This is a genomic window from Exiguobacterium sp. SRB7LM, from assembly GCF_015712685.1.
Classification (GTDB): Bacteria; Bacillota; Bacilli; order Exiguobacteriales; family Exiguobacteriaceae; genus Exiguobacterium; species Exiguobacterium profundum.
In genome coordinates this window covers 2066341-2088774 of the sequence record NZ_VWVR01000006.1, presented here as the reverse complement: position 1 = coordinate 2088774, position 22434 = coordinate 2066341, and the positions used below count along the sequence as shown (strand labels likewise).

Genomic DNA, 22434 nt, shown 5'->3' with positions numbered 1-22434 from the left:
ACAAGCCGACCTCGGTCGGCTTGTTTTTGTGTGAAAAACTTATCGGATTTCCTGCATATTTGCTGTATGCAGCATGAATAATCTATGTTATCTTGATTCTTAGCTATTTTGAGAAAGGGGAGTTGAAGCTTGACGGAAGCCGTTAAAGAACATACACGAATCGGGGTTGTCTCGATCATCGGAGGATTGTTCGTTGCCTTATCCATGACATTATTTTTAATTCCAGCTGGCGTCTATTCGACAGGATTTACGGGTCTTGCCCAAATCTTGACGAAATTGTTAGAGGGTACACCGCTTGAATTAGGGGAAGGACTCTGGTTCTTTATTCTGAACGCACCACTGCTCGTCGTCAGTTATTTTATGCTCGGGCGGAACATGATGATCCATACGCTGGTCAGTGTCGCCTCGGTCACGTTGTTCATTCGTTTGCTTCCGCAATCGCAGCTTCTCTCGGACGATCCACTTTTGAACGCCGTATTTGGCGGTGTGCTCTTGGCAATCGGCTCGGGTATCACGATTCGGTATGGAGCCTCGACGGGTGGCTTTGACATCGTCGCGCTGATTCTCGCGAAGTTTACGAACAACTCGGTTGGGGTCTATCTCTTCTTGATGAACATGATGATTGCCCTCGCAGCAGGTGCCTTGTTCGGATGGCCGACAGCGCTCTATACGATCGTCTTCTTGTATGTGACGTCAAAAGTCATCGATGAGATTTACACGAATACACAGCGTCAAACCCTCTTCATCGTGACGAATCACCCGGACGAGGTGACAAAGGAACTACATCAACACGTATTCCGCGGGATCACGCTCATGCCGGCAATCGGAACATACTCGAAAGTCGAGAAAGCGACGCTCATGATGGTCGCGCAACGACACGAGGTGCGTGAGATTACGCGCATCTGTAAAGATGCAGACCCATCGGTTTGGATCAATATTTTACCGACAGAGGACGTCGAAGGGACGTTCCGTCGCTAAACATGAATAAATCATAAAAAGCACCGACTTTTCTAAGTCGGTGCTTTCATTATACCTTGATGCCAAGTCGCTCTTCTAAGAAGAGGGCAATCCCGTCATCCATATTTGAAGCCGTCACTTCGTTGGCTACATTCTTCAATTGGTCGATGGCGTTCCCCATCGCTACACCGGTACCGACATAGTCGAGCATCTCGAGATCGTTCTCTTCGTCACCGAACGCGATAATGTGCTTCCGGTCGATGTTCAAATGCTTCGAGACCTCTTGAAGCCCAAGTGCCTTCGATGTGTTTTTGCTCATGACTTCAATCATATGTTCGGGCATACGCCACTGACGGTTCAATACCGCCTCCGCATGAATGTCATCGAGTTGGGAGCGGACGTGCGCGACGTGATCTTTTGTCGCATGAATCAATAAGGACGTCGGCTCGTCCTGCAAATGCGTCAACAAGTTACCTGATGTAACGCTGAGCGCACGTTCTGCATACGGACTATAGAACTCTTGCGGGTCTTTTTGGAAGTACACGTGGTCCGTCACTTCGACGACGATATTGTGTGCCTTCGTATCCGATACTTCTTCAATGATGTCATGGGCGGTCTTGAGCGGAATCGGTCGGTGTGTCACCGCGTAGCTCGCATCTTTCGGGTGATGTACGAGCGCACCGTTGAAGTTGACGAGTGGTGTCGTCAATCCCATTTGCTCATAGTACATGATCGAATGGCGCTTTGGACGCCCTGTGGCAATCATGACTTCATGACCAGCTTCACGCGCCGCTAGAAGTGCGCGAAGGTTTCGTTCGCTGATTGTTTTATCATCTCTTAATAACGTTCCATCTAAATCGACTGCGATTAAATAATGTGACATCAGTCATCCTCTTTTCTTCACAATGATGTTTCTACGACCGTATCACATTTTTCGATTTGACGGAAAGAATATACAATCGAAGTCGCATATTCTATTCGAACAATGCTATACTAATGTCGTATGAATTTTTACGAATCATCTGTGAGATGGAGGGGACGTTCAATGCGTTATTTAGTGACATTGATCTGGGCGATTGTGCTCTCAAATACAGCGGTATTTATCATTTCTGCCGTTGATGGTGTAGAGTTCAACGCGATGCTCGCGACAGGATTTGGCGTGGCCATCACAATCTTCGTTGCAATTCTCGATGTCTTGAATCAAGACATGGGAATCAGCGACGTTGCACAAGAGAAGTAAGCCGTCTACAATCAAACTGACTCGTGCATGAGTCAGTCTTTTTTCTTTATTCAACATAGAGGAGGATCACACATATGAAAAACCCTGAAAAACGCGCGAATTTTATCACGTTCGCCATTATCGGTGCGATTATCGTCATCGGAATCGGTTTGTTGTACTTTTTAAATGGAAACAATACTGACGATGGTGTCAACGCCGTCACAGCAGATGAATTGCAACAACAATTAGACCAAGATGGTGAAGTCGTCGCTTACTTCTGGCAAACGGGCTGCGAATACTGTGAGCAAGTGAAGCCTTATGTCGAACCCCTTATCGAAGAATATGATGCGGTCTCGATCAACTTGTCTGACCATAACGTATGGACGACGTATGGGATTGAAGGTACGCCGACTATCATCCGATTTGAAGATGGAAAAGAGGTCGGTCGAATTGAAGGAGCCGTCTCTGAACAACAATACGAGACGTTCTTTAAAAATGAGGAGGCCAAAGAGGAATGAAGCGTCGTTTCTACCAAACGTTATTTGAGCTGAACGCCTCGCCTTGGATCGCCACACGCCTCAAGCGTTTCGCAGAATCAGATGTGAGTCGTCACTTGATTCCATCGTTTGCAAAAGTATATGACATTGCGGTAGAAGAGGCAGAGCAACCGCTTGCTGCCTATCCATCATTGCATGCGTTCTTTACCCGTCACTTGAAGACGGGAGCACGTACGATTGATGAGTCGTCCGATACCCTCGTATCACCGTGTGATGGCAAGTTATCGGTCATCGAATCGATTTCAGAAGACAGTCGTTTCGAGGTGAAAGGTCAGTCGTATACGCTTGCGGAGTTACTCGGTTCTCAACAAGAAGCAAGACGTTATGCAGGGGGGACGGTCGTCGTTCTCTACCTCAGTCCGCGCGATTATCACCGCGTCCACACACCGCTCTCTGGTCGTGTGCTCAGTCAATATGAGCTCGGGGACCGTTCGGCACCGGTGAATGAAATCGGATTGACGGAGACGGTTCGACCGCTCTCACGCAACTACCGTCGCGTGACGCGCTTTGACAGCCCAGCCGGAACGTACGAACATATCATGGTCGGTGCCTTGAACGTCAACACGATTGAGTGGACGCTCGAAGGAGACCAGGCGGGCAAAGGAGAAGAGGTGGGATACTTCTCGTTCGGTTCGACCGTCGTTCTTTGTTTTGAGAAGGATACGATTCAAATGGACCGTGAAAAGATCGGTCCGGTTCGACTCGGTGAAGTCATCGGGACAATCAAATCTAACTAATTTTGTGTCAATTTTCTTCCGACCGAACGATAGACTAGTCGTTTGGTCGGTTTTCGTTTACCATAGAAGGGATATCAATACTTGTATAAGTAGTTGAATCGTTTAGCTAATTGGAGGAATTTTACGTGTTTAATCGACTTTATCCGAAACAGTTCGTCGCGTCTGTGTTTGACATCGACCTACAAGAATTGAAAGACCGTGGGGTGCGCGTCATTTTGACGGACCTTGATAATACACTCGTGGCGTGGGACGTCCCACATGCGCCAGAGCTTTTATTGATGTGGCTTGAAAAAGTGAAATCATACGGTTTCGATGTGATTGTCGTATCAAATAATAACGAGAATCGTGTACGAACATTTACGGAGCCGCTCGGCCTTCATTATGTCGCTCGTGCTAGAAAACCATTACCATCTGGATTTAAAGCGGCACTCTCGAAATATGGGTACTCGCCGAAGGAAGCCATCTTCTTAGGGGACCAGCTGTTCACAGACGTTCTCGGGGCAAACATGGCAGGCATTCATGTCATTCATGTGCAACCGGTCGTTAAAACGGACGGACTCGTCACGAAATTTAACCGGATGCTCGAAAAAGTGGTCTTCGCACATATGAAGCGTCGTGGGAAGTATGTATTGATCACGAAAAAAGTGGAAGAACTTGCCGTTGACGCACAACGGGCAAAAGTCGCGGTCGCTGAAAAAATCGGTGAGGCCATGCATCCACGTTCCGAAGATTCACATAAAAAAGATGAATAAGACCTCGAACGCACAGGAAGAAGGAGGCTGCCCATGTACGGCGAGCAAGGCGTCGGAATTAACGCTTCAGGAGTAGCAGCGAGGTGCTACGGTGAATGAAGAAGGGGAAACCTGAACGGCAGTAAGTATAACTATGGAAGAAACAAAACGATATTGCGCTGGGTGCGGCGTAGCCATCCAAACGGAAGATCCGAACGGGGTCGGCTATGCACCGAAATCGGCACTTGACCGTGAGATTGTCATTTGCCAACGTTGCTTCAAATTGAAGCACTATAACCAAGTTCAAGATGTGGAGTTATCAGATGATGACTTCTTGCGCATCTTGAATGGTATCAGTTCAAAAGAAGCACTCGTCATCAAAATCGTCGACATTTTCGACTTCAATGGCAGTTGGCTTCCGGGTCTTCAACGCTCAGTCGGGTCGAACCCGGTACTGTTAGTCGGAAACAAGGTCGACTTGTTACCGAAGTCGGTCAACCCGAACCGGATGGCGAACTGGATGAAGGCAGAGGCAAAAGAACTCGGCTTGAACCCAATCGACGTTCATTTGATCAGTGCGAAAAAAGGACATGGCATCGATGAACTCGCTGAAAAGATTGAGTACTACCGCAAAGGCAAAGACGTCTTTGTCGTCGGTTGTACGAATGTCGGGAAGTCGACACTCATCAACCAGGTGATCAAACGTTTCGGTGAAGAGGATGAAGCCATCATCACCGTCAGTCATTTCCCGGGAACGACGCTTGACTTGATCGATATTCCGCTCGACGATGATGCGAACTTGTACGACACACCAGGAATCATCAACCGTCATCAAATGGCACACTATGTCGATGCGAAAGATTTGAAGACGATCACACCGAAGAAAGAAATCAAACCGCACGTGTTCCAGTTGAATCCGCAACAGACGCTCTATTTCGGCGGATTGGCACGTTTAGATTATCTTGAAGGAAATAAGCGATCGTTCGTCATTTATATGTCGAATGAATTGAAAGCACACCGTACGAAACTCGAACGTGCCGATGAGCTCTATGACCAACATATTGGGAAGATGCTCAACCCGCCGAATGAGAAGACACTCGAAATCTTACCGCCACTCGTCCGTCATGAGTTCAGCTTACGGGACGGCGTGAAAACGGATATCGTGTTCAGTGGTCTCGGTTGGGTCGCGATTCACGGAAAAGGTGGCCGTATCGCAGCATGGGCTCCAAAAGGCGTCGCAGTCACACTTCGCGAGGCGCTCGTATGAATCTGGCCGTCATCGGTCACCCGATTGCTCATTCGCTCTCTCCCCAACTGCACGAGCAGTGGTTGAGGGCGTCTGGGCTTTTCGGGCGTTATGAGGCCATCGATGCCACACCAGATCAACTCCCAGCCTTATTTGCGGCAATGCGAGAAGGGGACTGGGATGGATTCAATGTCACGATTCCTTATAAAGAGGTGGTCGTTCGGTATCTCGATGACCTTGACGAAGCGGCGAAACATGCTGGAGCCGTCAATACGGTGTATAAACGAGACGGGCGACTTATCGGGACGAATACGGACGGGGCAGGTCTTGTCCAAGCGCTGATGCCATACACAGACTTTACAGGGCGTGTCCTGATTGTCGGTGCCGGAGGAGCGGCTCGGGGGATTGTCCAAGCTCTCCCGACGCGTGACGTGACGATTGTCAATCGAACTGTGGAACGGGCAAAAGCGCTCGCCGACACGTTCGGAGTCGTCTACACGACGTTCGATGAGATGGACGTCTCTCGATATGATGTCATCATTCAGACCACTTCTGTCGGGATGGACGAGAGATTGACACCACTTTCATTAGAAGGATTACGACAAAACACGGTCGTTTGTGATATCATATATCGTCCACTTGTCACCCCGATGCTTCAAGAAGCGAAACGTCGCGGAGCCAAAGTTGTGACAGGTGTAGCCATGTTCGTCGGGCAGGGCGCGCTCTCGTTCGAGAAATGGACGGGCGTGAAACCGGACGAAACCATTGGAAAAAAGTTAATCGAAGGATTATTGGAGGAATAATATACTATGTTATCAGGTAAACAAAAACGCTTTTTACGCGCAGAAGCGCACCATCTTTCACCAATCTATCAAGTTGGGAAAAATGGAGTCAGCGAAGCGATGTGTAAAGATATCGCCGACGCACTCGAGAAACGTGAATTGATTAAAGTTCAAGTACTTCAAAACTGCATGGACACGCCTAAAGATGTCGCTGGTGAGTTAGCTGAAGGCACACAGGCTGAAGTCGTTCAAGTGATTGGAAAAGTCATCGTCTTGTACAAAGAGGCGACCGAGAAAGAAAATCGCCAAATCAAACTCCCATGAGCCGGATCGGCTTGATGGGCGGAACGTTCGACCCGCCGCATCTCGGACATCTGTTAATCGCGGAACAAGCGCGTGAACAGCTTGAACTTGATGAGGTGTGGTTCCTGCCGGCTGCGATTCCACCACATAAGGTCGGATTCAGCTCGGCAGACCACCGAATCGAGATGACGCGACGCGCCATACAAAATCAGTCCGACTTCAAGTTGAACTTGATTGAGTTTGAACGGAGTGAGCCGTCTTATACGGTCGAGACGATGAAAAGGCTGATCGAACAGTATCCGAATGATGAATTCTACTTTTTGATTGGTGCCGATTCACTCGTTTCGCTCGAATCCTGGTATGATTATGAGACGCTCATCCGTCTTGTCACGTTCGGTGCGGTCGCACGGCCGGGGACACGTTATTTGATTCCGGAGAAGGCAGACGTCCGCGCGATTGACATGCCGCAACTCGAGATTTCATCGACGGACATCCGGGAACGGGCGAAACGAGGCAAATCCATCAAATATCTTGTCCCGACGCCAGTCGAGGAGTATGTGAAGGAGCATAAGTTGTATGACGTTTGAAGAAGCGCACGAGTTGATTAAACAGACGCTGCCAGAAAAACGCTATATCCATACGCTCGGTGTCGTCGAGACGGCGGAACGCATGGCGGTTCAATTCGGTGAAGAGGTCGAACAGGCTCGTCTTGCTGCCATGCTTCATGATTATGCGAAGTACTTTGACGTCGAAGAGATGCGTCGAGTCGTCGTGGAAGAAGGGTTAGACCCAAATCTACTTGAGTACGGGGACGAGCTACTTCATGCGCCGGTCGGTGCGATTTTACTTTCCCGTCAATACGACCTGGATGACGCGGTGCTCTCGGCGATTCGGAATCATACGACGGGAGAGCCCGGGATGTCTCGGCTTGACCAAATTCTGTTCGTGGCTGATGCCATCGAACCGAATCGGGATTATCCCGGCGTCGACCGGTTGCGGGCAGAAGTGGAGCGCTCGCTCGAAGCGGCGGTTGTCGCGACACTGAAACAAACGATTGAATTTTTATTGAAGAAGTCGGTGCGTATTTTTCCACTGACGATTGAAACGTATAACGATTTTGTGAATATACCTTAGGAGGGTCAATATGACTGCAAGAGAAGAATTAGAATTGATTGTAAAAGCGGCTGACGATAAACGTGCCGAGGAAATCGTCGTACTCGACATGGAAGGGATTTCGCCAATCGCGGATTACTTCGTTATCTGTCACGGGAACTCGGAGAAACAAGTCGAAGCGATCGCACGTGAAATCAAAGACGTTGCTGGCGAAAACGGCTTACCACTCCACAAGTTCGAAGGAATGGACACGGCACGTTGGGTCCTCGCTGACCTCGAGAACGTCGTCGTCCACATCTTCCATCGTGATGACCGTGATTACTACAACCTAGAGAAATTGTGGGCTGACGCGCCACACGTCGAAGTGGAAGTCGGCTAATGGCTTACGAAGGATTCGCCTATGTATACGACGAGTTGATGAAAGACGCGCCGTATGATGAGTGGGTCGCTTTCGTGCGTCGTCACGTCCAAGATGGCGCGACACTCGCGGATGTCGGGTGCGGGACCGGATCGGCGACGATTCGCCTCGCTGAACATTACGATGTCATGGGGATCGACTTATCCGAGTCGATGCTCGAAGTCGCACAAGAAAAGGCGCTCGAGGTCGAAATCGAGTTGCCGCTTTGGGAACAGGATATGCGTGAGTTGGAGTTACCGGAACCGGTCGATGCGGTGACGATTCTCTGCGACTCCCTTTGCTATTTGCGAGACGAGGCGGACGTGATTGATACGTTTGAATCTGTCTACAATCAACTCAAACCAGGCGGCTTGTTCATCTTTGATGTCCATGCTCCGAACAAGATGCAGACGCTCTTCAACCAAAAGACGTATGCGTCAAACGAAGAAGATTGCTCATATATTTGGTTTGCCGACCCGGGAGAAGCCCCGCTGTCGGTCGTTCATGACTTAACGTTCTTCGTCGCGCTTGAAGATGGGACGTATGAACGAATTGAGGAGACACATGAACAACGGACGTATGAACCAGGGCAGTACATGCAATGGTTGATTGGTGCCGGGTTCCATGTCAAATCAGTCACCTCTGATTTCACCGAACATGCACCAGGAGCGGATGCCGAGCGCATCTTCTTCGTTGCCCAAAAATAAGCAAATCCCCGATTCTGACGAATCGGGGATTTTTGTCGTTATGCTTCGTGGCTGAACTGCCACTGGACGCCGAACTGGTCTTCGAGCATGCCGTACGCCTTGCTCCAAAACGTCTCTTGAAGCGGCATCAAGACACGTCCGTTCACAGAGAGCGCCTCGAACTCACGATGGATGGCCTCGAGGTCGTCTGTGACGACAGCGAGCGTGACATTGTCACCGAATGTGACCGGTCCGTCAGGCATCGCATCAGAAAACATGAGCGATGAGCCGTGAACCGAGAGTCGGGTATGCAGCACAAGATTGGCCATTTCACTCGGCACCGGTTGACCGTCTGGACCAGGTTGATCACCGAACGTCATGATGTCTGGAGCGGCGTGGTTGAACACATCAGCATAAAAGGTTACGGCGTCTCGACAATTCCCATTAAAGTTGAGATACGGATTGATCGGCATAGCAAGTTCCTCCTCGAATTCATAATATTAATTATAGAACGTATGTTCGTAAATAGCAAGAGAGTCCAACTAAATTCAATTGTGTGGTTGAACACGATTGAGAGTTGGGAATAGAGCATATAGAGAACAAACTAGACGAAAGAAGGCGAAGCATCATGAAGCTCACGAAAGGACGTATCCTCGAATTTGGATTCGTCTTGTTCATGGCGATCATACTTATCACATCAATCATTGAAGAATCATGGTTCGATGCGAGTGTAGCGGGGGCCGGAATCATTTCTGGGCTCATCCCGTTCTTCATTGAAAAGACGTTTAAAACAGAACTCGATGGCAAGATGAAGGTGGCGTATATCCTGTTCTTGTTTGCCTCCCAGTATTTAGGATCGATTGTCGGACTATACGGGAATGGTTGGTGGGACACGTTCCTTCATCTCTTAAGCGGAATTTTTCTCGCATTCCTTGGATTCGACTTCTTCAGTAGGCTCGATGATGACATTCGGACCGAGATCCCGAAACGATTTTTGTTCGTATACATTGTCGTCTTTTCCATGGCTGGGGCGGCGCTTTGGGAGATGTATGAATTCACATCTGACGTCGTCCTGAATACAACGATGCAAGGGAACGGGAATGACGATACGATGGTCGACATCATAGCGGGGTCCCTAGGCGGTATCTTGGCAGCATTTTTCGTCGTGACGCTCCATCAACGTGAAAAATCCAAACAAAAGAGACATATGAAAAAAAGTTCGTGATTCACGAGCTTTTTATTTGTAATCATTCTAATATTTGATTAATATCAAGATTGTAATGATTATAAATAATGGGAGGCAATCATATGGATCAACACCGTCAACTAACTACTAACCAAGGCGTACCAATCGGGGATAACGCCAACTCCATCACTGCGGGTCGTCGGGGCCCGACGCTTCTCGAAGACTACCAACTAATTGAGAAATTAGCGCATTTCGATCGTGAACGAGTACCAGAACGTGTCGTTCATGCGAGAGGCGCAGGGGCGCATGGTGTCTTCACTGTAAAAAATAGTATGAAACGCTATACGAAAGCCGCATTCTTGCAAGAAGAAGGGCAAGAGACGCCTGTGTTTGCGCGCTTCTCGACCGTCATCCACGGATTAGGTTCACCGGAGACGCTTCGTGACCCACGCGGTTTCGCCGTCAAGTTTTACACGGAAGAAGGGAACTATGATTTCGTCGGAAACAACTTACCGGTCTTCTTCATCCGTGACGCGATTAAATTCCCGGACGTGATTCACTCGCTCAAGCCGGACCCACAAACGAACCTTCAAGACCCGGACCGCTTCTTCGACTTCATGTCGCTCACACCGGAATCAACGAACATGCTCGTGCATCTCTTCAGTGACGAGGGAATCCCAGCATCGTATCGCCACATGCGAGGGTCATCCGTCCATTCCTTCAAGTGGGTGAATGAATTCGGCAACACGGTGTACATAAAGATGCGCTGGGTACCGAAGCAAGGGATTCAAAACTTGTCGATGGAAGAAGCGGCGAAAATCCAAGCAGAAGACTTCAACCATGCGACACGTGATCTGTTCAACGCCATTGAAAATGGAGACTATCCGGAATGGGATCTATATGTACAGATTCTCGACCCAGCGGACATGGACAACTTTGACTTCGACCCGCTTGATGCGACGAAAGATTGGTTCGAAGATGTCATCCCGTATCAATTGGTTGGAACGATGACCCTCAACAAAAATGTCGATAACTTCTTCGCCGAGACTGAGTCTGTCGGTTTCAACCCAGGCGTCCTCGTACCAGGGATCCAGCCGTCAGAAGACAAGATGCTCCAAGGACGACTCTTCTCGTATTCGGATACGCAACGTTACCGCATCGGACCGAACTATCTCCAACTTCCGATCAACTGCCCGTTCGCTCAAGTCGCGAACAACCAGCGTGACGGGGCGATGCCGTTCAAGCAACAGACGAGCCCGGTCAACTACGAGCCGAACCGTTACGAAGACGCACCGAAGCCGAATGCGGACTATATTGAGACGCCGCAACCGATCACAGGCGTGACGGGTCGTCAGAAGATTGAGAAGACGAACGACTTCGGACAAGCCGGAGAGGTATATCGTCGCTATTCTCAGGAAGAGAAGGATGCACTCGTTCGTAACCTCGTGGCGCATATCAAAGAAGTTCGTCACGAGAAGACCGTTCTCCTCTTGATCTGCAACTTCTATCGTGCGGACCGTGAACTCGGAGAGCGTCTCTCGAAAGAGTTGAACGTCGATCTCGCACCATTCTTGAATCAAATGTCGAACTAAACACGTAACCGCGGTCTTACACCGCGGTTTTTTTCTATGTGAAAAGACGCCTCTCTCGTGGAGAAACGTCTCGTTCGTCATAGTTATTCCCCGACCATCCCGTCACCGTCTCGGTCGTCCATGTATTGATACAGCCAATGGTCACGCGTGATCGGCATCTCGAATCCGGCGTTCTTTGCTTCTTTGATTGTCACTTGTCCGTTTCCGTCAAGGTCGATATCGGATAATTCCCGTTCCTCGACTGGTTCCGTCGTCACTGCAGGAGGGGAATCATCCGTCAATCCGAGCGATTCGTTGACTTCCTCCGGATCTACGTTATCATACGTATCGGTGACCGTATTGCCCCGTACGGTATACGTGTATTGGTAGCGGGAAGGAATCTGAGTCGTCGTGTTCGGATAGGTGATGATGGCTTCGAAGTCTTTCGCCCCGCCAGCCTTCCGGATGACATCTTCCATGAATGCCTGGTCGCCGTAACGGTTGAGTGCGCTGTTTTGTGGCGTGATGTTATAGGCGTTCGAGACACCGCCAAGTGAATCGGCGATGATATGGCCTTCGTCGAGGTTCGGGTCTTCGACACCCGGAACTTTTGCCTCGTCTGCATAATAGCGTCCTGAAGAATTGACGTCTTCGGTCTCGTCGTTTTGAAGAATGATCTCATCAGCAATCACGCGAACTAATTGACCATGTTCGTTCGTGAACGCCCAGTACTCTCGGTCGCCAAAACCGATATCAACGACGACATTCGCCTCACGTGTGCCGGACTGATCTCCGCCATCGACCTCGATCTTCGTATAGTCTTCAAATACATCGCCCTCAGATTCAGGGGTCTCGGTGGTTTGTTCCTCTTGTACAGGTTCCTTTTCAACTGTTTCTTCGGTTGACGTCGACGTCGAGACACTCACGTCGGCATCCGTGCATCCTGAGAGGAATAGCACCCCAAGTAGGAATGGGATGTAAAATGGTATTCTTTTCATCTATATCGCTCCTTATTCGAAGTTACGCTATCGTATTTACTATGTAGCTTATAATGATAGCATAAGAAAACGAGATGTGAGCGTCCTCCCTTCAAAATGTGCCCGATGGATTCCTCTCATTTGTGGATTCAGATGGCTTATGCCAAGATTGAAAAAAAGGGGGAAGAACGTATGAACGAAGTGATTGAGACCTTATTGAACCACCGTTCCATCCGCGATTTTACGGACGAGAAATTGACAGACAAACAAATCCAGACCATCGTCGAGAGCGCACAACGGGCATCGACGTCTAGCTTTATCCAGGCCTACTCCATCATCGGGGTGACCGATGAAGCGAAAAAGAAACGACTCGCTGAGATTGCGGGCAACCAGAATTACGTGGTCGAGAACGGTCACTTCTTCGTCTTTTGTGCGGATTTGCATCGCCATGAGGTGATTGGTGAACTGCAAGAAACAGAAGTGTCCGCAACACTTGAGACCGATGAGAAACTGCTTGTCGCTGTGATCGACGCTGCACTTGCCTCACAAAATGCGGCAGTGGCGGCAGAGTCGATGGGGCTCGGAGTCTGCTATATCGGTGGCATTCGGAACGACCTCTTTGCGGTGAAAGAAGTGCTCGCATTGCCGGAACGGGTCATTCCGCTCTTTGGCATGGCCGTCGGTGTACCGGCTTCAGTCGAAGATCAAAAGCCCCGTCTACCGTTCCATCATATCTACCATGAGAACGCATACGAGGCGAATCCAGAACGGATCAAACAGTCACTTTCGGATTACGACGCGTTGATCCATGATTACTACATGGTCCGGGGATCGAATCCGCGTAAAGACACGTGGACTGGCCAAATGGGACGCATGTTGTCGAAATCGACACGTCTTGACGTCAAAGACTTTTTGAAAGCACAAGGCTATTTGAAGCAATAAGATAAACCGCCGACAACTCTTTGTCGGCGGTTTTGTCATGTTCAATGCAATTGGGCGTCGAGCCAATTCTTGTCGATGGCACCAAATTGCTTCGCGATGATCACACCCGACTCATCGAGCACATATGTCGTCGGCATCGCTTGAATCCGATACGCATCTCCGACTTGGCCGTCACGGTCATAGACGACGGTAAACGCATCTTCATACGGTTCGACGAACGTGACGGCATTGTCGGGGTCGCGTTCACTCGTCGTCGTGTTGACGGCGACGATGGTCACGTCATCTCGCTCTTTCGCGAACGCCGCCATATCCGGCATCTCCGCCCGACAAGGCGGGCACCAGGACGCCCAAAAGTTGACGACGACGCGCTGGCCACGTAGTGAAGTTAAGTCGAATGTACTCCCGTCGGTTCGCTGTAATTCGAACGAAGGGGGGATTTGCCCGATGTTCAAACCGGTCGACGCCGTCTCTGTCGTGACAGATTGCGTCGCTTTCTCTGGCAGGACAGCATTCACGACCGCGAGAACGACCAGGACTCCGACACTAATTTGAATCGCTTTCTTTGAAGGGCGGGCGAGATAGACCGTCAATCCGAAGAGGACGAGGGCGATGACAATCATCCACCATTGAATCTGTCCGACCGCATATGACTCAAATAGCCAGATGCCGGATGCACCGCATACTGTCCAAAGAATGTTTCCATGAGTCGGTTCATGCATCCAGCGCCACGTCGTTCCGAGTAGCAGAAGAATGAGCATGGCGCTCCATAGATGAATCGGCTGGTCGGAAAGGTTCAAAATCGTCCCGTATACTGGAACCGCGAGTGTCATCCCGAACCAAATGAGGAGTCCGCTCAGCACCCAATACCCTAAAAGGTTCCGGTCGAGTCGATAGACGAACCAAAGGACGACAGCAGCCGCAATCCATTGAGACCATACGCCTCCTGTGGCGTAAAGAGCGAGCGATAAGTCACGTGTCGTCAACAGACCGATGACGATGGCGCTTCCTTTCCAGGCAAGAAAACCATAGAACCATGTCCCGATGACCGCTTCACGCTGTTTACTCGACAATCCGAGAAAGCGGAAGATGCCGTAAAGGACGGCAAGGCTTAGTAAAAAGATGAGTAAATCGAAACGAATGTTGAGTGGACCGATGGCGACCACGTCTTTCCCTCCTAAACAAAAGGCGCCCCTCTCGAAGCGGGCGCCATATTCATAGTCAGTATAGCATTACTTGATTTGTTGAGCGTTCAAGACAGTCTTCATCGCGCCGTAGCCACCGAGGATATTGTGGATATCTTTGTAGCCGAGCGATTGAAGGACACTTGCCGCCATGCGTGAGCGGACGCCTGACGCACAATGCACTGCAATCGTTTGGTCTGTCGGAAGACCTTCGTGGTCACGTGCGAGCTTACCGAGCAAGATACGTTCTGCCTTTTCGTAATGGCTCGCGTTCCATTCTGTCGCGTTTCGAACGTCGAGGACGAACACATCACCTTTTTCAGCAGCTTCAATCGCTTCTTCTGCCGTCACGTCCGTATACGTTTCCGTCAAAAGTGATGCATCGAGTTCTTCGACTGGGACGATGAAGCGAAGACGGTCGAGACCGATTGATTGGAGGTCTGTTTGTACTTGATCGACGTTTTCTGCACTTGCGATAACCGTGATGTCTTTGTCGAAGTTGACGAGCCAGCCTGCCCAAGAGACGAACTTGTTGTTGTAAGGGATGTTGATTGTCCCTGGTACGTGACCATTTGCGAAATCTTCACCTTTACGTGTATCGACGACCTGTGTCTCTTCGACGAGTGTATCGAGCCGGTCCGACCCGACGACTTCAGGACGAGCGATGTCCGTCGTCTCTTGAATGCCTTCTTTGTTTACTTTCTTCATCATGGCGAAGTAGTTCGGCGGTTCTGGTTGATCCGTCGTCAATTCTTTGATGAAGGCATCTTTGTCCGTCATTTGAAGCGCCCAGTTCGTCGCTTTCTCGTAACCGACCGTCGATGTCGGGATCGCACCGAGTGCTTTCCCGCAAGCACTACCTGCGCCGTGTCCTGGCCAGACTTGAACGAAGTCAGGAAGTGCCATGAATTTTTTGAGTGAATCAAACATTTGTTCCGCACCGATTGCCGTCGTTCCTTTCACACCGGCTGCTTCTTCGAGAAGGTCAGGTCGACCGATATCTCCGACGAAGACGAAGTCTCCTGTGAAGATCCCCATCGGTTGTGTCTGGTTGCGGTCATAAAGAAGGAACGAAATATGTTCCGGTGTGTGACCCGGTGTATGCATGACTTCGAGTGTCACGTTTCCAATCTTGAACGTGTCGCCTTCTTTGACAAGTTGTGCGTCGATTTCTTTCGCGAATGCATACTTCCAAGAAGCATCACCTTCGTCTGATAGATAGGCTTTCGAACCTGTGCGCTTCGCGAGTTCGAGTGAACCGGACACAAAGTCCGCATGGATATGCGTCTCTGCCGTTGCGACGATGTTCATGCCTTCTTTTTTCGCTTCTTGAAGATAAGGCTCGATGTTACGGGCCGGATCGATGACGATCGCTTCTCCCGTCATTTGGCAACCGACCATATATGAAGCTTGTGCTAGTTTCTCATCATAAAAATAACGTAATAGCATATAAATTTCCCCCTATGAGTAAAGTAATCGTTTATTCGACTTCGCCTTGCCAGCTCATCATCCCACCGTCGACGTTCGTGACGTCGAATCCGAGTGAGTCAAGATAAGCAGATGCGTTCATGCTGCGTCCACCGGCTGCGCAAATGACGTGAATCGGTTTAGAGCGATCGAGCTCATCGACTTTTGCCCCGAATTCAGAAAGTGGTACGTTTTTCGCTTGTTTGATGTGACCTCCAGCATATTCATCCACCTCTCGTACATCGATGAGGTTGAGTGAGTCGTCAGCTTGAAGTAGCGCTTCTAATTCAGTAGTCGTAATCGTCTTCATGAGTCTTTGATCTCCTTTTCATGGTTAAGGTTTTTGGCAACGAGAATGTTTCGTTGGCTTTAATATACCCCCTAAGGTATAATGAGCGCAAGTGAAAAGAATTGGAGGGGAAAATATGAAGAGGATTTCCTTATTTGTTGGGATTTTGGTTTTAATGGCGATTTTTATCTTTGTAATCACATCAGAAAAGGATGGAATCATGAAAATTGACGTTAAAACTCTACAAAACAAATTGGAAAACGAGGAAATAACACTTCTTGATGTACGCGAAGTATCGGAATACGAGGGGGGGCATATCGAAGGGGCGGTGAACGCACCACTTTCTTCATTAGATGCAAACCAACTGTCGTATCCGAAAGACGAACCAATCTATGTCATTTGTCGAAGCGGTAACCGAAGTGCCCAGGCTGCTAGTCAATTACAGGATGCCGGCTATACGGAAATCTATGACGTATCAGGCGGAATGATGGCCTGGGAATCGATTGAATAAGTAGAGAATACGAGAGTAAATGGAGGAGTTTATATGGAGTTCGGGTTTATCATTACAATCTTTCTAATTGGATTTATCGGGTCGTTTATTTCAGGGATGGTCGGGATTGGTGGATCAATCATCAAGTATCCGATGTTGTTATACATTCCACCGATTCTAGGATTTGCCGCTTTTAGCGCGCACGAAGTTTCAGGGATTAGTGCCATTCAAGTCTTCTTTGCGACAATCGGTGGGATTTATGCCTATCGTAAAGGTGGATACTTAAACAAGCAGTTGATTCTTTACATGGGGGTGTCGGTATTAATTGGTAGCTTCATCGGTGGATACGGATCGACGATTCTTTCGGAAGTGATGATCAATGTCGTCTATGCCGTACTCGCAACGATTGCCACCATCATGATGTTCTTGTCGAAGCCGAAAGTGGACGACATGCCGCTTGATCAAGTACAGTTCAACAAAGTGATTGCGGCAAGTTCAGCATTCGTCGTGGGAATTGCGGCAGGAATCGTCGGGGCAGCGGGAGCCTTCATTCTCATGCCGATCATGCTTGTCGTCTTACGCATCCCGACGAAGATGGCGATTGCGAGTTCCCTCGCCATCACCTTCATCTCGTCGATTGGCTCGACGTTCGGTAAAATCATCACCGATCAAATTGTCTGGGGTCCGGCCATCATTATGATTATCGCGAGCCTGATTGCCGCTCCAATCGGGGCGAATGTCGGGAAGAATATGAATACGAAAGCACTCCAATGGATTTTAGCGCTACTCATCTTAGCGAGTACCATCAAAATTTGGAGCGACTTAATCGCATGAAAAAATCACGACGCCTATTTTCTGGCGTCGTGATTTTTTACGTTACTTCGTAATGAAATAATAGAGAAGACCAAGTCCGATGAACGAGACAGGGAGCAAGATGATGTAGAGCCAAGATACCATCGACCAGCTCTTCTTTTGGCTGTACGTGGAGCGGTCTTTCCCGAGCCCGACCATAATAGTGAAAATCATTGCAATTAAACAGACGAGCAAGGCTAATCCGATTGTTAGGTACAAAAACATCACACCCTTTACTGACCGTTATAACTTAAGAATAGCGTGAACTACTCGCCACTTATTTGCTTCGCAAATTGAAGGGGGAGCTTCTTGGGAAGATCGTACTTTTATTAGCCACGATTATTTACCAAGCTCGTCGGGGGGTTCCCACCCTGAAGGAATTCGTTTTAGTTTGCCAACATCAACAGATTGATGCTCGCGTTGATGTCTCGATCATGATGAACACCGCAATGAGTACACGTCCATTCACGAACATCCATCGTCTTCTTCTCGCCTTTGACGCCACAAGAAGAACAGATCTGCGTCGATGCGAACCAGGGGTCTGCCTTGATGAGCGTCCGTCCGTAGAACTTGCATTTGTATTCCAACTGTCGGACGAACTCGTACCAACTGACATCCCCGATGGACTTCGCTACCTTGTGATTCTTCATCATGTCCTTCGACTTCAATGTCTCCACGACGATGACTTGGTTCTCGTCAACGATCCGTCTCGACAGTTTGTGAAGGAAGTCCTTGCGTTGGTTGGCGATCTTTTCGTGTTTCTTGGCCAGAAGTAACTTGGCTTTTTCACGATTCTTGCTCCCGATCTTCTTGCGTGACAAAGCGCGCTGCGCCTTCTTGACCTTCGCTTCGGACTTCCGGATGAGTCGGGGGTTGTCAATCTTCTCCGAGACCATCGCGTCGTTCGTCATGACGGCGAAGTGTTTAAGGCCGAAATCGATTCCGACCTTGTTCTCGGCTGGGATCCACTTTTCCTCATCTTGATTGACGAGGATGGAGATGAAGAACTTGCCCGTCCTCGTCATCGAGACCGTCGCCGACTTAATGATTCCCTCGAACGGACGATGTTGTTCGAACTTCACGAAGCCGATTTTAGGCAGTCTCACCTTGCCGTTCTCGATGCGGATCGTGCCGTGCTGGTTGTTCGTCGTGTAGGAGGCGCGCGACCGCCGTCTCGATTTGAACACCGGGAAGCCGCCCGTCCCGGCGAAGAACTTCGCGAACGCGGTGTCGAGGTTCAGCTTCGCGTTCGCGAGCGCGAGGCTGTCCGCCTCGGCGAGGAACGGGAACAGGCGCTTGTAAGAGGCGGGTGTCGCCGGTTTCCGTCTCGTCCCGTCCCCCGCTTTCGCCTCCTCGCGGATGGCGATGCGGTCCTCGAGCAGCTTGTTGTAGATGAACCGTGCGCAGCCGATCGTCTTGATGAGGAACTCGGCCTGTGCCGGCGTCGGGTGGAGCCGGTATGTATAGCCTTTCAGCATGTCCGTCCCTCCTCCCTTCCGAAGATCGTGATGTGTCCTCCTCGTCCGATACCCGCGGAGGGGGAGTGAGAATCTGACGGAATCACGAACTTTCGTTCGTCATATCTGTCACAGGGAGAGAAGAGTTTTGGATCGGGCGATTCATCACCCACCTACGCCGGGCTTCGCCCCGAGACGCTGAGAGGAGGGAGAATTCTCGCCTACTTTTGTTAAAAGGACAACACCCAGTCTTGAAACTGTTGAAAGACTGGGATTTGATTGGCCAGTCCGATGACGAGAAACCAAGCACCCGTATAGAAAAATGCAGAGATAGTCGTATAGAACGCATACGTGCGAAGTTTGAGCGATGTGAACCCGGCGATGTAATGAAGCGGGTGCCGAAGGCCAGGGATAAAATAAGAAATCATAATGGTGCGTGCTCCATACTTTTGATAGAACGCCTCAGCTCTCTTAAGATAACGAGATTCGCGTTGTCGCACGGGTAGGATACGATGAAGCCCTTTCCCGATTAAATAGAACCAGCCGAACGTGAGCGTGAAGAGAATCCAGGTGGAGACAAATAAAAGCCAACTTGGGACAAAATCATCCGCGACCGTCAGATGGGTGATCATTAAGACGTCGTCAGATAATGGGGTAAACATGATGCCGATGGCGAGCATCGCATAATGTATGATCATTTCCATAATAAATTCACTCCTTACCTTGTCTAGTATTCACTCGCAAGCGTAAGGAGTTTTTAGTATTCTCTTAAGAAATCTTAAGAAGTTCGTCAGAATGTGTTGCGATTCACTCGATACACTCAAGCTATCACCAAAGAAAGAAGTGGAATCGAGATGATACAATCATGGCTCAACAAATATAAGAACTACCTTGAAGAAATGAAGATGATTTCTCCAGAATCAACCTATGTGGCAGAGCGAATGACACGGAAAACAGTATTGAGCGAAGCGCATGTAATTGTTGAAATCAGACCTGGGATAATCGGTTGTACCGAAGAAATCCTTCGAAAAATGCGAAAAGATGCTACGCTCATATTGATTGAATCTGACATCGATCTGGTTCACTATTTAAAGACGCGATATGGAAGCGATCATCGAATCATCATTGTCGAAGCGGATGCTGTCGACTTGAAGAACATATTACGAGCATTGAACATCGAGGAAGTGGATATCATCTTTTCTGGACTGCCGTTTTCAAGATTCGATGCTCAGCAAACAGAAACTATTTTACGAGAAGCAAAGGCGGTTCTCTCCAAAACAGGCTGGTTTGTCACGTTTCAATATACAAAAGGTCGATACGAGCATTTTCAACGAGTGTTTAGTCGTGTGAAGGTGGAACGAGAATTTCGTAATGTACCATCGGCATACTTATTTCATTGTGCTATGTGAGGAGGAAAGACATGCGTTCACAACCTGTTATCTGTATCGCGGACGATGACGAAGCGATACGAGAATTGCTTGCCATCTATTTAAAAAATGAAGGATATGCACTTCGGTTTGCGAAAAATGGACAAGAAGTACTTGACCTCGCCTCGACCGAAACGATTGATTTGCTCATTCTAGATTTGATGATGCCGATTATGGGCGGGATTGAGGCCTGTATCGAAATTCGAAAGACGCAGTTTATGCCAATTTTGATGCTGACAGCCAAAACGAGCGACTTGGATTTGATGCAAGGCATTTCCGTTGGAGCGGACGACTACATCAAAAAACCGTTCAACCCACTGGAAGTGACGCTTCGAGTCAAATCGTTACTCAGAAGGTATCGTGACTATGGGGCAGATCGGACCGAAACACAGACCATGCTTACCCATGAGGAAGTCACACTCGACCTCCAGACGCGACAGTGTCGAAAGGGCGAAGTTTTAATTCGGCTTACACCGAAAGAATTTGATATTCTCGCTTATTTTATGAGGCATCCAAATCAAGTCCTCACCGTCGAACAGATTTACGAGGCGGTGTGGGGCGAGGCAGCATTTGAGGTCGACAACACAGTGATGGTCCATATCACGAAAATTCGTGAAAAATTGGAAGACACACCACGAAAACCAACAATCATCAAGACGGTGTGGGGCGTGGGGTATCGATTATGAAACAGAGGCAATGGGATCGATTGCTTGTCAAGTTAATCGGTATTATTTTAATTAATGCGCTGATTGCGACCATTGTATTTCTAATGATTGCTTATCCAATCGGGTTATATTATATGCGCAATGAAACACGATTAGATCCTCAAACGTCCAATCTGATTTTTTTAAGCGTAACCTTTCTTGCGATTCTCGTATTCATCATTGGATTTTCAATCATGATGCGGAAGACACTTCGAAAAATCACGTATTTATCGAGTGAGATTGAACAGATTGCAAACGGTGACCTCGGTCGTACAGTCAAGGTGGAAGGGCGGGATGAGCTCGCCTCGCTCGGTGAAAGTGTGAATCAGATGTCGAAGCAATTACGTGAATTGTTTGAGAAGGAACGGGCCCACGAAGAAGAACGGAACCAACTGTTCTCCAACCTGTCTCATGATTTACGAACGCCGCTCACGAGCATCAAAGGGTACAGTCAACTGCTTCAACTGAATCGTGAACTGACATCAGAAGAAAAAGATCACTTTCGTATTCTAAATGAAAAAACGGATCAGCTTGAACATCTGCTAGACCAGTTGATGGACGTGAACCGCCTCTATGCCCCGCACATGCAACTTAAGAAACAGAAACTCAACCTGAGCTTATTGACGACACAACTCATCCACGAGATGGAGCCGTTGTTCAATGAGCGAGGCCATCGATTACACCTATCGATTCAACCTGACCGATGGATAGTAGCCGATCAAGAACAGCTTATTCGTGCTTTTGAGAATCTTTTCTCGAACGCATGGAAATATGCGGAGCGAACGAGTCCGATTGAGATTCGACTTCAAACGAAAGAACAACAGATTGAATGGTCTATTTCAAATGCGACAACGGCTGAGACGATTGAAGCCATCCCTCATCTCTTTGATCGTACGTATCGTGTCGATTCCTCGAGAGGGGTCACACCAGGTGATGGATTGGGTCTATCGATTGCCCGCCAAATCATTTTGTTGCATGGGGGACAGTTGACAGCGGAACCGCTAGAGGGTCAGGTCATTTGTTTTCGGGTATCGTTTCCGACTCATCAACATATAGAACGTGACTAAATAGCTGTCCTTCGTTTTGAAAGTCGTAGCTCATAAAAGGCTGCGACTTTTTGTGTCGAGCAAATAACCTCAAAAAAAAGCACTCGGATCATTGTC

General features: G+C 48.8%; 29 protein-coding genes. 20 read left to right on the top strand and 9 right to left on the bottom strand.

All coding sequences use genetic code 11. The features are described from left to right. Nucleotides 1-129 precede the first annotated feature (129 nt). Nucleotides 130-978 carry a YitT family protein gene (locus F3H97_RS11525; RefSeq protein WP_031421243.1) on the top strand — a complete coding sequence of 283 codons (849 nt, stop codon included), beginning with the start codon at nucleotides 130-132 and terminating at the stop codon, nucleotides 976-978. A 49-nt stretch (nucleotides 979-1027) separates the two neighbouring features. Here the strand turns inward: F3H97_RS11525 and F3H97_RS11520 are convergent, their stop codons facing one another. Then, nucleotides 1028-1840: a Cof-type HAD-IIB family hydrolase gene (locus F3H97_RS11520; RefSeq protein ID WP_196431458.1), complete on the bottom strand. Its 813-nt coding sequence runs from the start codon at nucleotides 1838-1840 to the stop codon at nucleotides 1028-1030. A 162-nt stretch (nucleotides 1841-2002) separates the two neighbouring features. On the opposite strand from F3H97_RS11520, the gene F3H97_RS11515 reads away from it, so the two are divergent. From F3H97_RS11515 to F3H97_RS11465, 11 genes are all read left to right on the top strand, one after another. After that, nucleotides 2003-2197 (top strand): YjzD family protein, encoded by a 195-nt coding sequence (locus F3H97_RS11515; RefSeq protein WP_015880991.1) that lies wholly within the window; start codon nucleotides 2003-2005, stop codon nucleotides 2195-2197. Between the two features lie 74 nt (nucleotides 2198-2271). Next, the gene (locus F3H97_RS11510; RefSeq protein ID WP_159561902.1) at nucleotides 2272-2694 is read left to right on the top strand and encodes a thioredoxin family protein; all 423 of its coding nucleotides are present in this window, start codon (nucleotides 2272-2274) and stop codon (nucleotides 2692-2694) included. Further along, on the top strand, nucleotides 2691-3470 hold the full coding sequence (locus tag F3H97_RS11505) for a phosphatidylserine decarboxylase (protein ID WP_196431457.1): 780 nt from the start codon (nucleotides 2691-2693) through the stop codon (nucleotides 3468-3470). The genes F3H97_RS11510 and F3H97_RS11505 overlap by 4 nt, the downstream gene beginning before the upstream one ends. Nucleotides 3471-3595: 125 nt before the next feature. Continuing rightward, entirely contained in the window at nucleotides 3596-4222 is a 627-nt protein-coding gene (locus tag F3H97_RS11500; protein ID WP_015880994.1) for a YqeG family HAD IIIA-type phosphatase, read from the top strand. A gap of 133 nt (nucleotides 4223-4355) precedes the next feature. Then, nucleotides 4356-5468 carry a ribosome biogenesis GTPase YqeH gene (yqeH, locus tag F3H97_RS11495; RefSeq protein ID WP_015880995.1) on the top strand — a complete coding sequence of 371 codons (1113 nt, stop codon included), beginning with the start codon at nucleotides 4356-4358 and terminating at the stop codon, nucleotides 5466-5468. Then, nucleotides 5465-6250: a shikimate dehydrogenase gene (gene aroE, locus F3H97_RS11490; protein ID WP_196431456.1), complete on the top strand. Its 786-nt coding sequence runs from the start codon at nucleotides 5465-5467 to the stop codon at nucleotides 6248-6250. The genes yqeH and aroE overlap by 4 nt, the downstream gene beginning before the upstream one ends. Nucleotides 6251-6256: 6 nt before the next feature. Continuing rightward, on the top strand, nucleotides 6257-6553 hold the full coding sequence (gene yhbY, locus F3H97_RS11485; protein ID WP_015880997.1) for a ribosome assembly RNA-binding protein YhbY: 297 nt from the start codon (nucleotides 6257-6259) through the stop codon (nucleotides 6551-6553). Further along, nucleotides 6550-7119 (top strand): nicotinate-nucleotide adenylyltransferase, encoded by a 570-nt coding sequence (locus F3H97_RS11480; RefSeq protein WP_078146460.1) that lies wholly within the window; start codon nucleotides 6550-6552, stop codon nucleotides 7117-7119. The genes yhbY and F3H97_RS11480 overlap by 4 nt, the downstream gene beginning before the upstream one ends. Then, entirely contained in the window at nucleotides 7109-7666 is a 558-nt protein-coding gene (gene yqeK, locus F3H97_RS11475; protein ID WP_159561906.1) for a bis(5'-nucleosyl)-tetraphosphatase (symmetrical) YqeK, read from the top strand. The genes F3H97_RS11480 and yqeK overlap by 11 nt, the downstream gene beginning before the upstream one ends. Before the next feature lie 10 nt (nucleotides 7667-7676). Then, nucleotides 7677-8024: a ribosome silencing factor gene (gene rsfS / locus F3H97_RS11470; RefSeq protein WP_015881000.1), complete on the top strand. Its 348-nt coding sequence runs from the start codon at nucleotides 7677-7679 to the stop codon at nucleotides 8022-8024. Then, nucleotides 8024-8749 (top strand): class I SAM-dependent DNA methyltransferase, encoded by a 726-nt coding sequence (locus F3H97_RS11465; RefSeq protein WP_196431455.1) that lies wholly within the window; start codon nucleotides 8024-8026, stop codon nucleotides 8747-8749. The genes rsfS and F3H97_RS11465 overlap by 1 nt, the downstream gene beginning before the upstream one ends. A gap of 38 nt (nucleotides 8750-8787) precedes the next feature. Here the strand turns inward: F3H97_RS11465 and F3H97_RS11460 are convergent, their stop codons facing one another. After that, on the bottom strand, nucleotides 8788-9201 hold the full coding sequence (locus tag F3H97_RS11460) for a VOC family protein (RefSeq protein WP_074037628.1): 414 nt from the start codon (nucleotides 9199-9201) through the stop codon (nucleotides 8788-8790). Nucleotides 9202-9356: 155 nt separating this feature from the next. On the opposite strand from F3H97_RS11460, the gene F3H97_RS11455 reads away from it, so the two are divergent. Beyond that, nucleotides 9357-9953, top strand: coding sequence for a DUF2238 domain-containing protein (locus tag F3H97_RS11455; RefSeq protein ID WP_074037627.1), 597 nt, complete (start codon nucleotides 9357-9359; stop codon nucleotides 9951-9953). A gap of 83 nt (nucleotides 9954-10036) precedes the next feature. Beyond that, entirely contained in the window at nucleotides 10037-11506 is a 1470-nt protein-coding gene (locus F3H97_RS11450; protein ID WP_031421259.1) for a catalase, read from the top strand. Nucleotides 11507-11589: 83 nt separating this feature from the next. On the opposite strand, the gene F3H97_RS11445 is transcribed toward F3H97_RS11450, so the two are convergent. After that, nucleotides 11590-12483 (bottom strand): DNA/RNA non-specific endonuclease, encoded by an 894-nt coding sequence (locus F3H97_RS11445; RefSeq protein WP_196431454.1) that lies wholly within the window; start codon nucleotides 12481-12483, stop codon nucleotides 11590-11592. A 171-nt stretch (nucleotides 12484-12654) separates the two neighbouring features. Between F3H97_RS11445 and nfsA the strand changes: the two genes are divergently transcribed. Then, entirely contained in the window at nucleotides 12655-13404 is a 750-nt protein-coding gene (gene nfsA, locus F3H97_RS11440; protein WP_196431453.1) for an oxygen-insensitive NADPH nitroreductase, read from the top strand. 41 nt (nucleotides 13405-13445) lie between these two features. On the opposite strand, the gene F3H97_RS15170 is transcribed toward nfsA, so the two are convergent. From F3H97_RS15170 to F3H97_RS11425, 3 genes are all read right to left on the bottom strand, one after another. After that, nucleotides 13446-14567 carry a TlpA family protein disulfide reductase gene (locus tag F3H97_RS15170; protein ID WP_196431452.1) on the bottom strand — a complete coding sequence of 374 codons (1122 nt, stop codon included), beginning with the start codon at nucleotides 14565-14567 and terminating at the stop codon, nucleotides 13446-13448. Nucleotides 14568-14633: 66 nt separating this feature from the next. Further along, entirely contained in the window at nucleotides 14634-16034 is a 1401-nt protein-coding gene (locus tag F3H97_RS11430) for an MBL fold metallo-hydrolase (RefSeq protein ID WP_196431451.1), read from the bottom strand. Nucleotides 16035-16065: 31 nt separating this feature from the next. Further along, nucleotides 16066-16362, bottom strand: a complete 297-nt coding sequence (locus F3H97_RS11425) for a rhodanese-like domain-containing protein (RefSeq protein WP_015881009.1) — start codon at nucleotides 16360-16362, stop codon at nucleotides 16066-16068. Between the two features lie 199 nt (nucleotides 16363-16561). Between F3H97_RS11425 and F3H97_RS11420 the strand changes: the two genes are divergently transcribed. Further along, nucleotides 16562-16852, top strand: coding sequence for a rhodanese-like domain-containing protein (locus tag F3H97_RS11420; RefSeq protein WP_196431450.1), 291 nt, complete (start codon nucleotides 16562-16564; stop codon nucleotides 16850-16852). Nucleotides 16853-16885: 33 nt separating this feature from the next. Beyond that, entirely contained in the window at nucleotides 16886-17665 is a 780-nt protein-coding gene (locus F3H97_RS11415; protein ID WP_196431449.1) for a sulfite exporter TauE/SafE family protein, read from the top strand. A gap of 42 nt (nucleotides 17666-17707) precedes the next feature. Here the strand turns inward: F3H97_RS11415 and F3H97_RS11410 are convergent, their stop codons facing one another. From F3H97_RS11410 to F3H97_RS11400, 3 genes are all read right to left on the bottom strand, one after another. After that, on the bottom strand, nucleotides 17708-17908 hold the full coding sequence (locus tag F3H97_RS11410; RefSeq protein WP_074037621.1) for a hypothetical protein: 201 nt from the start codon (nucleotides 17906-17908) through the stop codon (nucleotides 17708-17710). A 161-nt stretch (nucleotides 17909-18069) separates the two neighbouring features. Further along, nucleotides 18070-19161, bottom strand: coding sequence for an IS200/IS605 family element RNA-guided endonuclease TnpB (gene tnpB, locus F3H97_RS11405; protein WP_196431448.1), 1092 nt, complete (start codon nucleotides 19159-19161; stop codon nucleotides 18070-18072). A gap of 209 nt (nucleotides 19162-19370) precedes the next feature. Further along, entirely contained in the window at nucleotides 19371-19844 is a 474-nt protein-coding gene (locus F3H97_RS11400; protein WP_196431447.1) for a DedA family protein, read from the bottom strand. A gap of 150 nt (nucleotides 19845-19994) precedes the next feature. Here F3H97_RS11400 and F3H97_RS11395 point away from each other — a divergent pair, with 150 nt between their 5' ends. Genes F3H97_RS11395 through F3H97_RS11385 form a run of 3 tightly spaced genes read left to right on the top strand, consistent with a single transcriptional unit; the run spans nucleotide 19995 to nucleotide 22338 of the window. Continuing rightward, nucleotides 19995-20549, top strand: coding sequence for a class I SAM-dependent methyltransferase (locus F3H97_RS11395; protein ID WP_196431446.1), 555 nt, complete (start codon nucleotides 19995-19997; stop codon nucleotides 20547-20549). Nucleotides 20550-20560: 11 nt separating this feature from the next. Beyond that, nucleotides 20561-21253: a response regulator transcription factor gene (locus F3H97_RS11390; protein WP_196431445.1), complete on the top strand. Its 693-nt coding sequence runs from the start codon at nucleotides 20561-20563 to the stop codon at nucleotides 21251-21253. After that, nucleotides 21250-22338 (top strand): HAMP domain-containing sensor histidine kinase, encoded by a 1089-nt coding sequence (locus tag F3H97_RS11385; RefSeq protein ID WP_196431444.1) that lies wholly within the window; start codon nucleotides 21250-21252, stop codon nucleotides 22336-22338. The genes F3H97_RS11390 and F3H97_RS11385 overlap by 4 nt, the downstream gene beginning before the upstream one ends. The last annotated feature ends 96 nt before the right edge of the window (nucleotides 22339-22434 follow it).